The 16,728-nt window shown below is 69.7% G+C and carries 17 protein-coding genes; 12 read left to right on the top strand and 5 right to left on the bottom strand.

Annotation, left to right across the window (positions count from 1 at the left end; translation table 11 throughout):
- The first annotated feature begins 55 nt into the window (after positions 1–55).
- The 5 genes from PA27867_RS07535 to PA27867_RS07515 are packed head-to-tail and all read left to right on the top strand — an operon-like array spanning position 56 to position 6,370.
- Positions 56–1,018, top strand: coding sequence for a carbohydrate ABC transporter permease (locus PA27867_RS07535; protein WP_236900871.1), 963 nt, complete (start codon positions 56–58; stop codon positions 1,016–1,018).
- Positions 1,015–1,839 (top strand): carbohydrate ABC transporter permease, encoded by an 825-nt coding sequence (locus PA27867_RS07530; protein ID WP_066594938.1) that lies wholly within the window; start codon positions 1,015–1,017, stop codon positions 1,837–1,839. Before PA27867_RS07535 ends, PA27867_RS07530 begins: the two co-directional genes overlap by 4 nt.
- 48 nt (positions 1,840–1,887) lie before the next feature.
- Positions 1,888–4,431 (top strand): glycoside hydrolase family 2 protein, encoded by a 2,544-nt coding sequence (locus PA27867_RS07525; protein ID WP_084020848.1) that lies wholly within the window; start codon positions 1,888–1,890, stop codon positions 4,429–4,431.
- On the top strand, positions 4,428–5,444 hold the full coding sequence (locus PA27867_RS07520) for a glycoside hydrolase family 113 (protein WP_420480692.1): 1,017 nt from the start codon (positions 4,428–4,430) through the stop codon (positions 5,442–5,444). Before PA27867_RS07525 ends, PA27867_RS07520 begins: the two co-directional genes overlap by 4 nt.
- Complete coding sequence (locus PA27867_RS07515; protein ID WP_066594935.1) at positions 5,441–6,370, top strand: N-acetylglucosamine kinase; 930 nt, start codon at positions 5,441–5,443, stop codon at positions 6,368–6,370. Before PA27867_RS07520 ends, PA27867_RS07515 begins: the two co-directional genes overlap by 4 nt.
- Before the next feature lie 54 nt (positions 6,371–6,424).
- Here PA27867_RS07515 and sufU read toward each other — a convergent pair whose 3' ends face one another.
- Together sufU and PA27867_RS07505 are read right to left on the bottom strand one after the other, a co-directional pair.
- Positions 6,425–6,922, bottom strand: a complete 498-nt coding sequence (sufU, locus tag PA27867_RS07510; RefSeq protein ID WP_066594934.1) for a Fe-S cluster assembly sulfur transfer protein SufU — start codon at positions 6,920–6,922, stop codon at positions 6,425–6,427.
- Entirely contained in the window at positions 6,919–8,292 is a 1,374-nt protein-coding gene (locus tag PA27867_RS07505; protein WP_084020846.1) for an aminotransferase class V-fold PLP-dependent enzyme, read from the bottom strand. Before PA27867_RS07505 ends, sufU begins: the two co-directional genes overlap by 4 nt.
- A gap of 111 nt (positions 8,293–8,403) precedes the next feature.
- Between PA27867_RS07505 and PA27867_RS07500 the strand changes: the two genes are divergently transcribed.
- A complete protein-coding gene (locus tag PA27867_RS07500) occupies positions 8,404–9,702 on the top strand; it encodes a ThiF family adenylyltransferase (RefSeq protein WP_066594933.1) in 1,299 nt (432 codons plus the stop codon).
- Positions 9,703–9,753: 51 nt separating this feature from the next.
- Here PA27867_RS07500 and PA27867_RS07495 read toward each other — a convergent pair whose 3' ends face one another.
- Positions 9,754–10,095, bottom strand: coding sequence for a carboxymuconolactone decarboxylase family protein (locus PA27867_RS07495; RefSeq protein WP_066594931.1), 342 nt, complete (start codon positions 10,093–10,095; stop codon positions 9,754–9,756).
- Between the two features lie 235 nt (positions 10,096–10,330).
- On the opposite strand from PA27867_RS07495, the gene PA27867_RS07490 reads away from it, so the two are divergent.
- Complete coding sequence (locus PA27867_RS07490) at positions 10,331–10,732, top strand: cupin domain-containing protein (protein ID WP_066594929.1); 402 nt, start codon at positions 10,331–10,333, stop codon at positions 10,730–10,732.
- A 118-nt stretch (positions 10,733–10,850) separates the two neighbouring features.
- On the top strand, positions 10,851–12,692 hold the full coding sequence (locus PA27867_RS07485) for an alkyl/aryl-sulfatase (protein ID WP_084021390.1): 1,842 nt from the start codon (positions 10,851–10,853) through the stop codon (positions 12,690–12,692).
- Positions 12,693–12,730: 38 nt separating this feature from the next.
- Here PA27867_RS07485 and PA27867_RS07480 read toward each other — a convergent pair whose 3' ends face one another.
- Positions 12,731–12,970, bottom strand: a complete 240-nt coding sequence (locus PA27867_RS07480) for a MoaD/ThiS family protein (protein ID WP_066594927.1) — start codon at positions 12,968–12,970, stop codon at positions 12,731–12,733.
- A 75-nt stretch (positions 12,971–13,045) separates the two neighbouring features.
- Positions 13,046–13,630 (bottom strand): dihydrofolate reductase family protein, encoded by a 585-nt coding sequence (locus PA27867_RS07475; protein WP_066594925.1) that lies wholly within the window; start codon positions 13,628–13,630, stop codon positions 13,046–13,048.
- A 182-nt stretch (positions 13,631–13,812) separates the two neighbouring features.
- Here PA27867_RS07475 and glp point away from each other — a divergent pair, with 182 nt between their 5' ends.
- The 4 genes from glp (at position 13,813) to PA27867_RS07455 (ending at position 16,723) form a co-directional block, all read left to right on the top strand.
- Complete coding sequence (glp, locus tag PA27867_RS07470) at positions 13,813–15,105, top strand: gephyrin-like molybdotransferase Glp (protein ID WP_066594923.1); 1,293 nt, start codon at positions 13,813–13,815, stop codon at positions 15,103–15,105.
- A 136-nt stretch (positions 15,106–15,241) separates the two neighbouring features.
- Positions 15,242–15,670 carry a cyclic pyranopterin monophosphate synthase MoaC gene (gene moaC, locus PA27867_RS07465; RefSeq protein ID WP_236900905.1) on the top strand — a complete coding sequence of 143 codons (429 nt, stop codon included), beginning with the start codon at positions 15,242–15,244 and terminating at the stop codon, positions 15,668–15,670.
- On the top strand, positions 15,667–16,278 hold the full coding sequence (locus tag PA27867_RS07460) for a MogA/MoaB family molybdenum cofactor biosynthesis protein (protein ID WP_066594922.1): 612 nt from the start codon (positions 15,667–15,669) through the stop codon (positions 16,276–16,278). Before moaC ends, PA27867_RS07460 begins: the two co-directional genes overlap by 4 nt.
- Positions 16,268–16,723, top strand: coding sequence for a molybdenum cofactor biosynthesis protein MoaE (locus PA27867_RS07455; protein ID WP_208857310.1), 456 nt, complete (start codon positions 16,268–16,270; stop codon positions 16,721–16,723). Before PA27867_RS07460 ends, PA27867_RS07455 begins: the two co-directional genes overlap by 11 nt.
- Positions 16,724–16,728: the final 5 nt, after the last annotated feature.

Genomic DNA, 16,728 nt, shown 5'->3' with positions numbered 1-16,728 from the left:
GCCGGGTCCCACCCGGCCGACCGCCGGCACCCACAAGCAAGAGAAAGGACGCTCGGTGTCCCAGCAACTGGCCCCGGCGAAAATGCCCGACCTGTTCCGCAGGTTCTCGCAACGCTTCGTCCGCACGACCATCAGCGCCAACGGCACGCGCAAGGATTCCATCGTCATGCCGTGGCTGTTCCTGGCCATCCCGCTGGCCCTCCTGATCACGTTCACCTACATCCCGGTGGGCAACATGATCTGGTACAGCTTCACTTCCTGGGACGGCCTGGACAAGACCAAGGACGTCGTGGGGCTGAACAACTTCGTCAAGATCTTCACCGATCCCAAGTACTGGCAGGTCTTCGTGGTCAGCCTGTACTACTTCGGTGCGTCGTTCCTGCAGATGGCCCTGGCGCTGTACTTCGCCACCCTGCTGAGCTTCAAGACCCGCTTCCGCAACATGTTCAAGGGCATCCTGTTCTTTCCCTACCTGATCAACGCCGTCGCCATCGCGTTCATCTTCCTGTTCTTCTTCCGCCCTGGCGGAACCCTCGACGCCGTGCTCGGATTCGTGGGGCTCGGCGAGCTGTCCACCCAGTGGCTGGGCAACCCGGATGTGGTCAACTACTCCCTCGCCGGCGTCGCCATCTGGCGTTACATCGGCCTCAACTTCGTGCTCTTCCTCGGCGCCATCCAGTCCATCCCCGGCGAGCTCTACGAAGCCGCCGAGTTGGACGGCGCCAACAAGTGGCAGCAGTTCCGCTACATCATCGCCCCGGGCATCAAGCGCATCATCAGCCTGTCCTTCATCCTCGCCATCGCGGGCAGCCTCTCGGCGTTCGAGCTGCCGTACATCATCACGGGCGGCACCAACGGCAGCATGACCTTCGTCATCCAGACCATCCAGACCGCGTTCGTCTACCGCAAGGTGGGCCTGGCCTCGGCCATGGCCGTCATCCTGCTCATCATCGTGCTGCTGGTCACCTGGCTGCAGCGCAAGCTCGTGCCCGACGAGAAAGTGACCCTGGCCTCATGATGCGTTACCTCGGAACGACGGGAAAGTACGTCTCCCTGATCATCGGTTCCCTCGTCGCGCTCGTGCCCATCGTGGTCATCCTGTTCGCCTCGCTCAAGACCAATGTGGAGTACGCCGCCACCGGTCCCCTGATCCCGCCGTCGAACTGGTTCAATTTCGCCAACTTCGCCACCGCGTTCGTCGACGGCCGCATGATGCTCGGCTTCCTGAACACCACGATCATCGCGGTGGTCTCGGTCAGCGGCACCATCCTGATCGGCACCATGGCCGCCTATGTGCTCGACAGGTTCGAGTTCAGGTTCAAGAAGCTGGTCTTCGGCCTGTTCCTGATCGCCACCCTGGTGCCCGCCGTCACCACCCAGGTCGCGACCTACCAGGTCGTCAATTTCTTCCACCTGGTCAACACCCACGGCGCCGCGATCATCCTCTTCATGGGCACCGACATCGTCTCGATCTACATCTTCATCCAGTTCATGCAGTCGATCCCGCGCTCCCTCGACGAGGCAGCCATGCTCGACGGCGCGAGCCGACTCGGCGTCTACTGGCGCATCATCCTGCCTCTGCTCGGACCGGCCATCGCTACCGTCGTGATCATCAAGGGCATCGCCGTCTACAACGAGTTCTATATCCCCTACCTCTACATGCCCGCGCAGGACCTCGCCGTGATCAGCACCTCGCTGTTCCGTTTCCAGGGCCCATACGGCGCACAGTGGGAAATCATCGCGGCCGGCATCATGATCGTCATCGTGCCCACCCTGATCATCTTCCTGTTCCTGCAGCGCTTCATCTACAACGGCGTCACCTCCGGCGCCACCAAGTAACCACCGCTCCCCCTCCGCATCACTGACACACGACCACGCACTCACGCTATGTCTGGAAACACCATGCCGATCTCGTCACTGCCCACCCGCACCCCAGTCGTCCGACTGCTCGACACCGACTGGAGCCTCACGGCCCTGGCCGGGCCGGCGCCGGCGCACCTCCGCCGGCTCACAGTGCCGGCCACCGTGCCCGGCTCGGTGCACACCGACCTGCTGGCCGCCGAGCTCATCCCCGATCCCTACCTCGACGGCAACGAGCAGCTCCTCTCCTGGATCGGCCTGACCGACTGGCGCTACAGCACCACCTTCGTCTGGAACCCGGCCGGGGCCGACCGCTCTGAACTGGTCTTCGCCGGCCTGGACACCATCGCCGAGATCGAGCTCAACGGGGTCCTGCTCGGCACCACCCGCAATATGCACCGCAGCTACACCTTCGACGTGGGTTCCAGGCTCAAGGCCGGCCTCAACGAACTCGTGGTCGTGTTCCGCTCCCCCATCAAGGCCGCTGACGCCGCCAGCCTAGAACTCGGGTACCGCCCGCACGTCAACCACCACCCGTACAACGCCATCCGCAAGATGGCCTGCAGCTTCGGCTGGGACTGGGGCATCGACACCTCCACCTCCGGCCTGTGGAAGCCGGTGACCCTGGTGAGCTGGTCGACGGCCCGCCTGCACGCCGTGCGACCCATCGCCACCGTTCAGACCACCACAGTGCAGAGCACGGCCGGAGACACCTCTAGCCACAGCGCCGGAACCGTCGATGTGCACGTGGTCATTAGCCGGGCCACGGATGCGCCGGTGACCGTCACCGCCTCCGTCGCCGGGGTCAGCCGCACGCTCGAACTCGCAGCGGGCGCCACCAGCGCCACGGTGACCCTCGAGGTCCCCGAGGTCGACCTGTGGTGGCCGACCGGGTACGGCGAGCACCCGCTCTACGACGTCGTCGTCACCCTGCACGACGCCGACACGGCCCACGAACTCGACCGGTCCCACACCCGCGTGGGCTTTCGCACCGTGGAATTCGACACCATCCCCGACGACGCGGGCACCCCGTTCACCCTGGTGATCAACGGCCAGAGCGTCTTCGTGCGGGGCGCCAACTGGATCCCCGACGACGCCTTCCCGCACCGGATCGACCGGGCGCGCTATCAGCGGCGCCTCGAGCAGGCCCAGTTCGCCAATATCAACCTGATCCGGGTCTGGGGCGGCGGCATCTTCGAGAGCGACGACTTCTACGACCTCTGCGACGAGAAGGGCCTGCTCACCTGGCAGGACTTCCTGCTGGCCTGCGCCGCCTACGCCGAGGAGGCGCCGCTCGGCGACGAGATCGAGGCCGAGGCCCGGGAGAACGTCGCCCGGCTGGCCGCGCATCCGTCGCTCGTCGTGCTCAACGGCAACAACGAGAACCTCTGGGGGTTCGAGGAGTGGAACTGGAAGCTGCGCCTGGACGGCAAGACCTGGGGCGCAGGCTTCTACTACGACGTGTTCCCCGCGATCGTCGCCGAGCTCGCGCCGCACATCGGCTACACGCCCGGCAGCCCGTTCTCGCCCGTCGCCGGGAGCGTCCGGAACGACCTGCACCCTAACGACCCCGAGCACGGCACCATGCACATCTGGGACCTCTGGAACCAGCGCGACTACCCCGACTACCGCGATTACGCGCCCCGCTTCGTCGCCGAGTTCGGCTGGCAGGGACCGCCCACGTGGTCGACGCTCACCGAGTCGATCCACGACGATCCGCTCACCCCGGAGTCGCCCGGCATGCTCGTGCACCAGAAGGCCATGGAGGGCAACGTCAAGCTCACCGACGGCCTGCTGCCGCACCTGCCGCTGCCGAACGAGATCGGCGCCTGGCACTGGGCGATGTCGCTGAACCAGGCCACCGCGATCAGCACGGCCATCGAGCACTTCCGTTCCCTGGCCCCGCACTGCATGGGCAGCATCGTCTGGCAGCTCAACGACTGCTGGCCCGCCACCTCCTGGGCCGCAGTCGACGGCTACGGCCGGCCGAAGCCGCTGCTCTACGCGATCAAGCACGCCTACGCCGACCGGCTGATCACGGTGCAGCCCCGGGGCGACGGCCTGGCCGTCATCGCGGTCAACGACTCCGCCGAGCCCTGGAGCGGCGAGCTCCGGGTGCGGCGGTACACAGACGCGGGCGTTGTCCTGGCCGAGCACGCCGAGCAGGTCACTCTGCCGGCGCGGTCGAACGCGACCGTGCCGCTGCCCGCATCCGTGTCCGCGACAACGGATGCGGCAGCGGAGCTCCTCCGCGCCGAACTCGGCGGCGTCCGGGGGCACTGGTTCTTCGCCGAGGCCCGCGACAGCGCGCTTTCGGACTCCGCTCCGGACGTGCTGGCCGAGCGCACCACGACCGGGTACACCGTGCGGGTCACCGCGGCCTCCCTCACCCGTGACCTGGCCCTGCTGGTGGACACCGTCGACCCCGATGCGCTCGTGGACGACATGCTCGTCACCCTCCTACCCGGCGAGAGCGTGCTCTTCACGATCGACTCGGTACTCGACGTGGACCCCGCGGCCTTCGCCGCCCCGACCGTGCTGCGCAGCACCAACCAGCTGGTGCGGCCGTGACGGTCAGGTCCGCCGGCGCCTCCGCATCCGTCTTGGCCGGCGCCGCGTTGGCCCAGCCGGTCTGCGGCATGACCTGGGGCTGGACCGGCGTGCGCGGGGAATGGGCGACCGATGCGGCCGCCGACTCGATGCGGCGCATGGCCGACCTCGGCGTCAACTGGACAGCGGTGGCCTACGCGGCTCTCCAGGACACCGCCCAGTCGGAGGAGATCCCGTTCGGCGAGGCGCCCACAGTCACCGACGACGAGGTGCGCTGGGCCATCCGAGAGGCGAAGTCCCACGGGCTGCGGGTCTGCCTGAAGCCCGTGGTGAACTGTGCCGACGGCACCTGGCGCGCCTACATCGGCTTCTTCGACTGGGAGGTTCCCGGTGAGCCGGGCTGGACAGAATGGTTCCGGTCGTACACGGCGTTCATCCTGCACGCCGCCCGCCTGGCCGAGGAAGAGGGCGCCGAGATGCTCTGCATCGGCTGCGAGATGGTGCGCGCCGACGGCCAGGACGCCCGCTGGCGCGCCCTGATCGCACTGGTGCGCGAGGTGTACAGCGGCCTGGTGACCTACAACTGCGACAAGTTCCAGGAGGACCACGTCACCTGGTGGGACGCCGTGGACGTCATCACGTCCAGCGGCTACTACCCGATCGGAACCTGGGAGACGGAGCTGGACCGGATCGAGCGGGTGGTCACCGCCAGCGGCAAGCCGTTTTTCTTCATGGAGGCGGGGTGCCCGAGCCGCACCGGCTCCCCCGCCAAGCCGAACGACTGGTCCCTGCCCGGTGAACCGTCGGGCGCCGAGCAGCTGCGCTACTACGAGGACATGTTCGCCGCCACCGATCGGCGAGAATGGATGCGCGGCTTCATGCTCTGGGACTGGCCCGCCACCCTGTACCCGGCAGACACCGCGGCGCAGAATGACGACTACTGTATCTACGGCAAACCGGCCGCGGCGTTCCTGGCCCGGAAGTACCGGGCCCTCACACCACCCGCACCAGCTGTAAGAACGGACCACCCATGAGCGCCCCCGTCAGCTCCCTCACCATCGACGCCGGACAGACCGGTATCCGGGCCCGGCTGCACAGCGCAACCGGTGAGGCCGTCCAGTTCCAGTTCGGCGGCATCCGCACCGACAGCGCCCTGATCCCGCAGCTCGGCGACGTCGTCGCCCAGGTCGCCTCGACGACGGACGAACCGATCTTCACCGTCAGCGCGGGCATCTCGGGCTTCTCGAAGGCCGAGACCGACCCGGCCGAGCTGCGCGCAGCGGGCGCGAGCCACGGGGTTCACGAGGTGTTCCTCGCGCATGACTCCGTCACCAGCTACCTCGGCGCCCTCGGCGACGAGCTCGGAGTGGTGGTCGCCGCGGGCACCGGCGTCGTCACCCTGGCCGTGGGTTCGACGGAGGTGGCCAGGATCGACGGCTGGGGCAACCTGATCGGCGACGCCGGCAGCGGCTACTGGATCGGCCGGGCGGCTCTGGATGCCGTGATGCGCGCGTACGACGGGCGCGGGCCGGCCACGGCGTTGAGCGCCGTGATGCGGCACGACTTTCCCAACATCGAGATGGCTTACCTCGACCTGCAGGCCGATCCGCTGCGGGTCAGCCGCATCGCCGCCTACTCCCGCCGGGTCACCGAGCTGGCTTCGACGGATGCCGTTGCCGCGCGCATCTGCGACGACGCCGCTGCCGAGCTGGTGCTCTCCGCCGCCACCGGGCTGCGTCGGGTCGGCCAGGCCGACCGCCCCGCGCCCGTGGTGTGCGGGATCGGCGGGGTGCTGCGCACCCCGGAGATCGCGGTCCGGTTCGAACGGGGCCTGCGGAGCATCTGGCCGCAGGTGGACATCCGTCCGCCCGGCGCCAACGCGCTCGACGGTGCGGAGTACCTGCCGCGGCTGGCTCCCACCAGCGCCCTGCGCGACCGCCTGGCCACCTCGATCGCCTGACCGCCCGGTCCAGGGCACGGGCGGCTGAGGGGCGGTCGACCCGGAGGATGGGTGCTAGCGCAGCTGGAGCAGGGCGGCCTCGAATGCCACCCACGGCAGCATGGCGCACTTGACCCTGGCCGGGTACTTGGAGACCCCGGCGAAGGCCGCGGCGTCGCCCATGACCTCTTCGTCGGGTTCGATGGTGCCGCGCGAACGCAGCATCTCCCGGAAGAGGTCGAGCATGGCCTCGGCCTCGGCGACGCTGGTGTTCAGAACGGTGTCGTGCAGCACGGATGCCGAGGACATCGAGATCGAGCAGCCCGCTCCGCGCCAGGTGAAGCCGTCGATCCGGGCATCCGCACCGTTGCCAGACAGGGCGACGCGCACGGTCACCTCGTCGCCGCAGGTGGTGTTCACCTGGTGCGACTGGGCCAGGCGCACGCCGGTGCCGGATGCGCCGGTGGCCGCGTCGGCGTCGAGTGCCGGCAGCTCGGTGACGGAGCCGTGCGCCGACTTGGCGTGGTCGAGGATGATCTGCTGGTACAGCTGCTGCATGGCGGAGGAGGTCATCGGGTGACTCCGAAGAACGGGGCGACCTCGGCGAGCACGGCCAGGAACTGGTCGACCTCGTCGTCGGTCGTGTACAGGTAGGTGCTGGCCCGGGTGGACGCGGTGACGCCGAGCCGGCGGTGCAGCGGCTGGGCGCAGTGGTGGCCCACCCGCACGGCGATGCCGGCCTCGTCGAGGAACTGGCCCACGTCGTGCGCGTGGACGCCGGCGACGTCCACGGCGGCCAGGCCGATGCGCTCCACGCCGAGGCCGGGGCCGAGCAGGCGCACGCCGGGGATGGCCGTCACGCCCTCCACGAGCCGGCGGCCGAGCTCGGCCTCCCGGGTGCGGATCCGGTCCATCCCGGTGTGCGCGAGGTAGTCCACGGCCGCGGCCAGGGCGATGGCCTGGGAGATGCGCTGGGTGCCCGCCTCGAACCTCTGCGGCGGCGCGAGGAACTCGGCGGTCTGCAGGTCGACCGTGGTGATCATCGACCCACCGGTGAGGAACGGCGGCATCGCGGCCAGGAGTTCGGCCTTGCCGTAGAGCACGCCGATGCCGGTGGGGCCGAGCATCTTGTGCCCGGAGAACACGGCGAAGTCCACGTCGAGGGCGGCCAGGTCGATGGCCAGGTGCGGCACGGACTGGCAGGCGTCGAGGAACACCAGCGCGTCGACACCGTGGGCGAGGGCGACGAGGTCCTCGATCGGGTTGATGGTGCCCACCACGTTGGACGCGTGGGTGACGGCCAGCAGCCGGGTGCGGGGGTTGACGATCTCGGCGGCGGCGGCCAGGTCGAGGGTGCCGTCGTCCAGCACCGGGATGAACCGCAGGGTGGCGCCGGTGCGCAGCGCCAGCTGCTGCCACGGGATGAGGTTGGAGTGGTGTTCCATCTCGGTGACGACGATCTCGTCGCCGGCACCCAGCCGGAACCGGGCCGCGGCGGGGCCGCCCAGCCCGAGGGACGCGTTGGAGAAGGAGTAGGAGACCAGGTTGACGCCCTCGGTGGCGTTGGAGGTCCAGACGATCTCGTTCTCCCGGGCGCCCACGAACGCGGCGACGGTGGCGCGGGCGGCCTCGAACACCTCGGTGGCGGCGAACGCCAGGGTGTGCGCGCCGCGGTGCACGGCGGCGTTGCGTTGTTCGTAGTACTCCTGCTCGGCCTCCATCACGCTGATCGGGTTCTGCGAGGTGGCGCCGGAGTCGAGATAGTTGAGCGGATGCCCGTTGACCTGCTGGTTCAGCACCGGGAAGTCGTTGCGGATGCGCAGGACCTCGTCGGCGCTGAGGGTGTCGGCGACGAGTTTGGCGGCCCCGAGTTTGTCCGCGCCGGCCGTGCCGGTAGGGGGAGTCTGGTCACGCGAGGAAGCCGGGGGTGCAACGAACGTCATACTCCAGGGTACCGTTCCCCCGCTGCCGGGTGGCAGGGTGCGCGGCATCCGCTCAGGCGGCCGGGCCGTCGCCTGCGAGGCTTAGGCTGGAACCCAGCAGAAAGGCCCGCCATGCCGCACGCTCCCCTTGTTTCCCCGGGGCCGCCGCTCACCCCCGACCAGCGCCGGCGTTACGCCCGTCAGCTCTCCCTCGACCAGGTCGGCGACCTCGGCCAGCGGCGCCTCGCCGTCGCCCGGGTGCTCATGATCGGTGCGGGTGGTCTCGGCTCCCCCGTGCTCACGGCGCTGGCCGCGGCCGGGGTGGGCACGATCGGCATCGTCGACTCCGACAGCGTCGAGGTGTCCAATCTGCACCGCCAGACGATCTACTCCATGGCCGACCTCGCCCAGCCCAAGGCCGAGGCCGCCGCCGCCGCCCTGCGCGCACACAACCCGTTGATCGAGGTCGTGGCGCACCAGACCCGGCTCACGGCGGCCAATGTGCAGGAGCTCGTGGACGACTACGACATCGTGGTCGACGGCACCGACAACTTCGCCACCCGCCATCTCGCGCACGACGCGGCGGCCCGGCTGCACAAGCCCTATGTCTGGGGTTCGGTCCTGCGCTTCGACGGACTCGTCACTACCTTCTGGGTCGACGGCCCCCGGGGAGGCACCCGGTTGGAGGACCTCTTCCCCAGCACCCCCGGCCCCGACGAGGCCGAGACCTGCGCGATGGCCGGTGTGCTCGGCTCGGTGTGCGCGAGCATCGGCGCCATGATGGCCACCGAGACCCTCAAGCTCATCGTCGGCTTCGGCGAACCGCTGTTCGGTCGGCTGCTCGTGCACGACGGCCTGGATGCCTCCTGGCGCGAGGTGCCGTATTCGGGCTCAGTGCCGGCCGAAGCGGAAGCGGCCGCAGCGGCAGCGGTGCCGTCCTCCGACACCGCGCCCCGGGAAACCGCACCGGCGGAAGCCCTACCCCCGGAAACCGTTCCCGTTGAAGCCGTGACCAGGGACACCAGCCACAGCCAGGTTCCTACCCACGCCCACCCCGCCGCCGCCGCCGCCGAGCCCGGTCCGGGCTCAGGAACACCAGAAGAGATCGACTCGGAGGAGCTGGCCGCCCTGCTCGCCGATCGCGCGGCCGGTACCGCCGACTTCGTGCTCGTCGACATCCGTGAGCCGTGGGAGCGCGACATCGTCGCGATCGACGGGTCGGCGCTGGTGCCGATGGCGCAGCTGCTCACCGAGAGTGCCCGGCAGGTGCTCGACCCCGATTCGCGCGTCATCCTGTACTGCCACCACGGTACCCGCTCCGAGTACGCCCGCGGCGTACTGCTCGACAACGGCTGGTCGGATGTGACCCACCTCGCGGGCGGCATCGACGACTGGGTGCGCCGGATCGAACCCGGCAAGCCGCGGTACTGATCAGCGACGACTATCAGGCTCCCCGTGCGGCGCTGCTCGTCGGCCGGTCGATCAGTCCCCGAAGACGCGCTGGGCGACGTTCATCGCGGCCATGCCCTTGGGCCAGCCGGCGTAGAACGCCACGTGCGTGATGGCCTCGATGAGTTCATCCCTGGTGACCCCGTTCTTCACGGCGTGGTCGAGGTGGAACGCAAGCTGCTCGGTGTCGCCGCCGGCGGTGAGCACGGCGACCGTGATCAGACTGCGATCACGCGGGGACAGCTCCGGCCTATTCCAGACATCCGCGAAGAGGATGTCGTCGGTGAGTGCGGCCAGCTTGGGCGAGAAGGCACCCAAGGCTCGGCGTCCGCCGCCGACCTGCGTGCGGTGAGGGCTGGTACTGCTGTCTGTCATTGTGGTTCCTTCGGCTGTCGTGACTGCGTCGTGCGGCGTCGCGTGTGTTGCACGCGCCCAGCACCAGCACACCGCATCGCCGGCCGCTCAGGGAGACCCTGCTGGACGAGGTACTGACAGGGTGTTCCTCCTCGGCCCCGGTTGCCCTAGCGTCGACCTCGGCCGACCCGGGCAGACCCGACCGGGCGTCTTCGGCAGCGCCGGAACCACACGGGCACCATCGAGGAGAACCATCATGCAGATCGAACCCCGCACACCGACCGTCAAGAATCCGGCTGCTCAATTCGCCGGTGACGTGTGGCTGGACTTTGTCGCAACCCCGCACACGGACGACCAGCGGATGACCGTCGCGGTCGTGCGCTTCGCCCCCGGCGCACGCACGGCCTGGCATTCCCATGGGCGCGGCCAGTACCTCAGGGTCACTCAGGGCGTAGCCCGCTTCGGCACCCGCGACGGGAACATCATCGAGGTCTATCCCGGCCAGACGCTCTACACCCCGCCTGGCGAAGAACACTTCCACGCTGCCTCGCAGGACAGCTTCATGGAGCACATTGCCATGCTGGAATCCGCCGACGATCCCGTCACGACCACCGTCTGGCTCGAGCACATCACCGACGAGGACTACGCGGGGAGGTAACCGTCCGCGGCTGGTCGATCCATCCTCATCACGCCCACTGTGCCTGCGAGCCCATCCGGTTATGGTGTGCGCAGCGGGACTCGACCGAGCCCTGACCGCAGCGATGGAGGTGGTCATCATGGACGATGGCGGCACACGAGACGGCACGACGGGCAGCATCCCGGTTCATCCCGGCAGGGCACGCACGGCCGATGACGTGGCGTCGGACCGAGGGTTCCTCGGGAGCATCGACCCCCTGGTCATCCGCGCGGATGACGGACGCGTGGTCTGGGAGATGGACAGCCTGGCGTTCCTGGCCGGCGAGGGTTCGGAGAGCGTCAACGACAGCCTCTGGCGCCAGAGTGCCCTCACCGCCAAACACGGCCTCTACGAGGTGACAGAGGGCATCTACCAGGTGCGGGGATTCGACCTCTCGAATGTGACCTTCGTCGAGGGCGAGCGCGGGGTGATCGTGATCGACCCCCTCATCTCGGCCGAGACCGCCGCAGCAGCGCTCGACCTGTACCGCCAGCACCGCGGCGACCGTCCGGTCACCGCCATCGTCTACACCCACGCGCACGTCGACCACTTCGGCGGTGTGCTCGGAGTGGCCGAGCCGGACTCCGCGATCCCCGTGGTCGCCCCTGAGCACTTCCTCGACAACGCCGTGTCCGAGAACGTCTACGCCGGCACGGCCATGTTCCGCCGCGGCTACTACTACGACGGTCATCCGCTGGCCCGCAGCGCGTCGGGCCGGGTGGGCATCGGCCTGGGGCCCGGGGCCTCAACGGGCACCATCGGACTGTTGGTGCCCACCATCGAGATCACGCAGACCGGTCAGGAGGAGGTGCTCGACGGGGTGCGGATCGTCTTCCAGCTCACCCCAGGCACCGAGTGCCCGTCGGAGATGAACCTGTACTTCCCCGACCACCGCGCGCTCTGCATGGCCGAGAACGCCACCCACACCCTGCACAACCTGCTCACCCTGCGCGGCGCCCAGGTGCGTGACCCGCGCATGTGGTCGCGGTACATCGGCGAGGCCATCGAATTGTTCGGGCACCGGTCGGATGTCGAGTTCGCCTCGCACCACTGGCCGACCTGGGGCACCCGGGAGATCATCGACTTCCTCGGCGAACAGCGTGACCTGTACGCCTACCTGCACGATCAGACCGTGCGGCTGATGAACCAGGGGCTCACCGGAATCGAGATCGCCGAGGACTTCGAGTTGCCGCCCAGCCTCGCCACGCTCTGGCACACCCGGGGGTACTACGGTTCGGTGAACCACAACGTCAAGGCGATCTACCAGCGCTACCTCGGCTGGTACGACGGCAACCCGGCCCACCTGTGGCAGCATCCGCCTACCGCCGCCGCCAGCCGGTACGTCGAGGTGATGGGCGGTGTGGCGGCCACGCTCGAGCACGCCCGCCGGTATCTCGAGGCCGGCGACCTGCGCTTCGCCGTAGAGCTGGCCAGCCACGCCGTTTTCGCCGACCCCGGCGACGGCGCGGCCCGGGAACTCCTGGCGACCGGACTTGAGCGGTTGGGCCTCGGCGCGGAGAACGCCACCTGGCGGAATGTCTTCCTCACCGGCGCCAACGAGCTGCGTTACGGAGTCGGCCGGAACGACATCAGCGCGGGCGGGCTGCTCAGCGCCCTCACGGTGACCCAGCTCTTCGACACCCTGGCGATCCGGGTGGTCGGGCCACGAGCCTGGAACGAGAGCTTCGCCATCAATTGGGTGATCACCGACACCCGCGACCTCTATCGCCTTGAGCTGAGCCACGGTGCCCTGGTGCACTATCCGATGCAGAAACCCCGCGCCGCGGACCTCAACGTGCGCATCAGCCGCACCCGGCTTGCTCAGGCGGTGGCCAGCGGCTCGTTCAGCGGGGTCGACATGACGGGTGACACCGGGGTGCTGTCGCGGTTGTTCGCCCTGCTCGACGCCCCGGATCCCTCTTTCGCGGTCGTCACTCCGTAACAGGCCGGTCGGGGCGGGCCCGTCGGTGCGGGCGCGCCTCAGCCGCCGGCGAAGGGCGGTAGTACGTCCAGCCGGTCGCCGTCGTCGAGCACCCGGGCCCGGTCCGTGGTGGCCACGCCGTTCACGATGAAGGAACAGCGCGCGAACACCGCGGGAGAGGTGCTGCCCAGGTCGTCGAGGAAAGCGCCGATCGTGGCCCCGGCGGGCAGCCGGCGGGTTTCCTCGGCCACGCCCGTGGCCGCCTTGGCGGCGGCGTAGTATCGAACCTGCACCTGCATGCTGATGGACCCTTCGTCGTGGTCGGGTGGAGTGTCCCCGGCCTGTTCACTTCCGTAGCTCCAGCCTACGACGGGTCACCACTCCCGAGCGGGCCGCAGCAGGTAGACCAGCTCGACAAGGCCGGTGTCGAACACCTGGGCGCTCGTGAGATCGAGCACCGTTGGGTCGATGTCGGCTGGGAAGACCCCACGCCCGGAGCCGATCACGACGGGCATCACCACGAGCCTCACCTCGTCGACCTCGCCCGCGGCGAAGAAGGCCCGGCTGAGGGCGAGGCTCCCCCACAGCACGACACTGCCCGTGGTTTCGGCCTTGATCCGGCGGATGGCGTCGACCGCATCCCCGGATTCGAGGGTGGCGGCGGGCAGGTCGCCCCAGGGCGCGTGGCCGAGACTGCGGGAGAACACGTGGCGGCGGAGTGCGTTGAGCGGACCGGTGATGACCTCTCCCTCGGCCGCCGGCGTGGGCCAATAGGCGGCGAACATGCGATAGGTGGTGGCGCCGAGGACCATGGTCTCCACGCCGGCCAGCCACTCCGTCTGGCTGCGGTCGAATTCGGCGGTGCCGCCCTCGAGCAGCTCATAGGCCGTGAACTCGCCGGCGGAGTTCGCCGCGAACCCGTCGACGGTCACGAACTCCTGCACCACCAATCGCCCCATGCCCTGCCTGCCCTTCCCGGCTTGCCCTTCCTGGCTTGCCCTTCCCTGCGGGGCCGCCGGCACCTTCGGCCCGGCCGCCCAGCGCCACGCGTCCGAAGCAGAATACGCCGGGGGTCCAGGTCGCTTCAATGGGGCACGGCCACGGATGCCGTCATCCGCCCCGGGTGCGGCAGGATGGTGACATGAGCGCGCGCAGGATCGAGCAGCATCGCGAGGCCGTGGCGACGCTTCTCGCACCGCTGTTCCAGACCCGGTCCGTGGAGACCCTGACTCTCTCGAGCGAGCGGCTCGCCGCCGACCCCGACGGTTTTCGCGCCCGCACCCTCGCCGCCGCCGTGGCCTCGCCGGTGTCGCTGCCGCCCTTCGACAACTCGCAGATGGACGGCTACGCCGTTCGCTCCGGCGATCTCACGGCGGCCGCCACCGGCACCCCCGTGGCTCTCCGCGTCGCCGATCGCATCGCCGCCGGAGACACCGGCACCGCGCTGCAGGCCGGAACCGCCGCGCCCATCATGACGGGTGCGCCGATTCCGCCCGGCGCGGATGCGGTCGTGCCGATCGAACAGGCCGACCCGCCACGCTTCCTGCCTCCGACGACGACGACGGGCACGGTGTCGTTCGCTGCGCCCGTGACCCACGGCACCTTCGTGCGGCCCGCCGGGAGCGATGTGGCCGCCGGGGACCTGCTGCTGCCGGCCGGCAGCCACCTCGGGCCCGCGCAGCTCGGTGTTCTCGCGGGCACCGGGGTGACCGAGATCACCGTGCTCCAGCGCATCCGGGTGCTGCTCATCGCCACCGGCCACGAGATCCGTGCGGCCGGCGAGCCGCTCGCCGCCGGGCAGATCTACGATTCCAACAGCGTGATCCTGACCCAGGCCCTGCACGATGCCGGCTGCACAGTGGTCGCGCGGCCCTGCCCGTCGGACGATGCCGCCGACCTGCTCGCGCTCCTGACGGCGGCACCAAAGGTGGACCTGATCGTCACCGTGGGCGGTGTGAGCGCCGGTGCCCGCGAGGTGGTGCGCGATGCGCTCGGCCCGCTCGGCGTCGAGTTCCTGCACGTGGCAATGCAGCCCGGTGGCCCGCAGGGGCTCGGCGAGATCGCCCGCCCGAGTACTGCGGACGGCGATGCCGCCGCCCCGGTGCCCGTGGTCTCCTTCCCCGGCAACCCGGTGAGCGCCCTCATCTCGTTCGAGGTCTTCCTGCGCCCCCTGCTGCGCGCCCTGGCCGGCCTGCCCCGGCCCGAGCGGGCCCTGCTGCGCGCGCCGCTGGCGACCGCGGTGGAATCGCCGGCCGGCAAGCACCAGCTGCGCCGCGGCATCCTGCGGCCGGACGGAACGCTCGAGCTGGTGGGCGGTCCGAGTTCGCACCTCCTTCATTCCTACGCGGCAGCGACCGTGCTGGTGCACCTTCCCGTCGGGCTGGACACGGCCGCCGCGGGAGAGCCCGTGAACTATTGGAGTATCGATGACTGACAGCACGTCCCTCTCCGCCACCGGGGACAACACGGATGGCAACACCGACGGTGTCACCGGGACGAGCGAGGCCGCGAGCCCGGCCGGCGAGACACCGCCCCGGCTCAGCCATGTGCGCGCCGACGGCGCGGCCCTGATGGTGGATGTGACGGACAAGCCCGTCACCAAGCGGCGCGCCACGGCCACGGCCACCCTCATCACCCGGCCGGACGTGATCGACCTCGTGGTGGCGGGCACGCTCCCCAAGGGTGAGGCTCTCGCCGTGGCCCGGGTGGCGGGCATCATGGGCGCCAAGCAGACCTCGGCGCTGATCCCGTTGTGCCATCCGCTGCCGATCTCGGGCGCGACCATCGACTTCGAGCCGGGTCTGGACAGGGTCGTCATCACCGCGACGGTGAAGACCACCGGGGTCACCGGCGTGGAGATGGAAGCGCTGACCAGCGTGTCGGTGGCCGCCCTCACCCTCTACGACATGATCAAGGCCGTCGACAAGCACGCCGTCATCACCGACATCCGGGTGTTGGCCAAGTCCGGCGGCAAGAGCGGCGACTGGAGCCTCGAATGACCCCGGACACCACACCAGAGCCGGCCGGGAGTTCCGGCGGGAGCGCCATAGTGCGGCGGACCGCGCAGGTGGTCGTGGCGTCGACCCGGGCGGCCACGGGGGTGTACACCGATCGCACCGGCCCGGTCATCGACGCCTGGCTGCAGGACCGGGGCTGGCTGGTGCTCGAGCGCGCCGTCGTGGTGGACGGTGAGCCCGTTGGCGACGCCCTGGCCGCCGCCATCGAGGCCGGCCTCGACCTGGTCATCACAACGGGCGGCACCGGGGTGAGCCCCACCGACCGGACCCCCGAGCAGACACTGCCGCTGCTGGACCGGGAGCTGCCCGGGATCATGGAGGAACTGCGCCGCCGCGGTGCGGCGTCCACGCCACTGGCCCTGCTGTCCCGCGGTCACGCCGGCATCGCGCGCGGCCGTACCGTGGTGATCAACCTGCCCGGCTCAACGGGCGGGGTGCGCGACGGCCTGGGCGTGCTCGCCGACATTCTCGACCACCTGCTCGACCAGGTGGCCGGGCTGGACCACGACACCCGGATTATCGCCGGCGGTGCGCCGCCCGCAGCAACACCCGCAGCACCACTGACGAAGGACCCCCACCATGACCGCTGACACCCCAGACGCCCTGGCTCCGGGAACCGTGCTGTTCGCCCGCGTGGACGAGACCCCCATCACCGTGGAGGAGTGCACGGCGGCCGTGGCCGACAAGGCCGCCGGCGCCGTCGTCTCGTTCGCGGGCGTGGTGCGCAACCACGACGAGGACCGCGGCGTCACCTGGTTGCGTTACAGCGCGCATCCGAGCGCCGAGGCCGTGCTCGCCGAGGTCGTGCGGGACGTGGCCCTGGCCCACCCCGGCTGCCGGATCGCGGCCGCCCACCGGGTGGGCGACCTCGGCATCGGCGACATCGCGCTGGCTTGCGCGGTGGCCTCCGCTCACCGTGCAGCTGCCTTCGCCGCCTGCGCGGCCCTGGTCGACGAGATCAAGACCCGGGTGCCGATCTGGAAGGAACAGGGCTTCACCGACGGCAGCACCGAGTGGGTCGCCGCTCTCGGCTGACCCCG

This window comes from Cryobacterium arcticum (assembly GCF_001679725.1).
Lineage (GTDB): Bacteria > Actinomycetota > Actinomycetes > Actinomycetales > Microbacteriaceae > Cryobacterium > Cryobacterium arcticum_A.
Note: the sequence above shows the minus strand (reverse complement) of the source record. Positions and strands in the feature narration are given on the sequence as shown.

What these genes read in the sequence shown, in the direction of transcription:
- PA27867_RS07530 (WP_066594938.1), top strand. Translation starts at nt 1,015, where the DNA reads ATGATGCGTTACCTCGGAACGACGGGAAAGTACGTCTCCCTGATCATC.
- PA27867_RS07525 (WP_084020848.1), top strand. Translation starts at nt 1,888, where the DNA reads ATGTCTGGAAACACCATGCCGATCTCGTCACTGCCCACCCGCACCCCA.
- PA27867_RS07515 (WP_066594935.1), top strand. Translation starts at nt 5,441, where the DNA reads ATGAGCGCCCCCGTCAGCTCCCTCACCATCGACGCCGGACAGACCGGT.
- sufU (WP_066594934.1), bottom strand. Translation starts at nt 6,922, where the DNA reads ATGACCTCCTCCGCCATGCAGCAGCTGTACCAGCAGATCATCCTCGAC.
- PA27867_RS07505 (WP_084020846.1), bottom strand. Translation starts at nt 8,292, where the DNA reads ATGACGTTCGTTGCACCCCCGGCTTCCTCGCGTGACCAGACTCCCCCT.
- PA27867_RS07500 (WP_066594933.1), top strand. Translation starts at nt 8,404, where the DNA reads ATGCCGCACGCTCCCCTTGTTTCCCCGGGGCCGCCGCTCACCCCCGAC.
- PA27867_RS07495 (WP_066594931.1), bottom strand. Translation starts at nt 10,095, where the DNA reads ATGACAGACAGCAGTACCAGCCCTCACCGCACGCAGGTCGGCGGCGGA.
- PA27867_RS07490 (WP_066594929.1), top strand. Translation starts at nt 10,331, where the DNA reads ATGCAGATCGAACCCCGCACACCGACCGTCAAGAATCCGGCTGCTCAA.
- PA27867_RS07485 (WP_084021390.1), top strand. Translation starts at nt 10,851, where the DNA reads ATGGACGATGGCGGCACACGAGACGGCACGACGGGCAGCATCCCGGTT.
- PA27867_RS07480 (WP_066594927.1), bottom strand. Translation starts at nt 12,970, where the DNA reads ATGCAGGTGCAGGTTCGATACTACGCCGCCGCCAAGGCGGCCACGGGC.
- PA27867_RS07475 (WP_066594925.1), bottom strand. Translation starts at nt 13,630, where the DNA reads ATGGGGCGATTGGTGGTGCAGGAGTTCGTGACCGTCGACGGGTTCGCG.
- glp (WP_066594923.1), top strand. Translation starts at nt 13,813, where the DNA reads ATGAGCGCGCGCAGGATCGAGCAGCATCGCGAGGCCGTGGCGACGCTT.
- moaC (WP_236900905.1), top strand. Translation starts at nt 15,242, where the DNA reads ATGGTGGATGTGACGGACAAGCCCGTCACCAAGCGGCGCGCCACGGCC.
- PA27867_RS07460 (WP_066594922.1), top strand. Translation starts at nt 15,667, where the DNA reads ATGACCCCGGACACCACACCAGAGCCGGCCGGGAGTTCCGGCGGGAGC.
- PA27867_RS07455 (WP_208857310.1), top strand. Translation starts at nt 16,268, where the DNA reads ATGACCGCTGACACCCCAGACGCCCTGGCTCCGGGAACCGTGCTGTTC.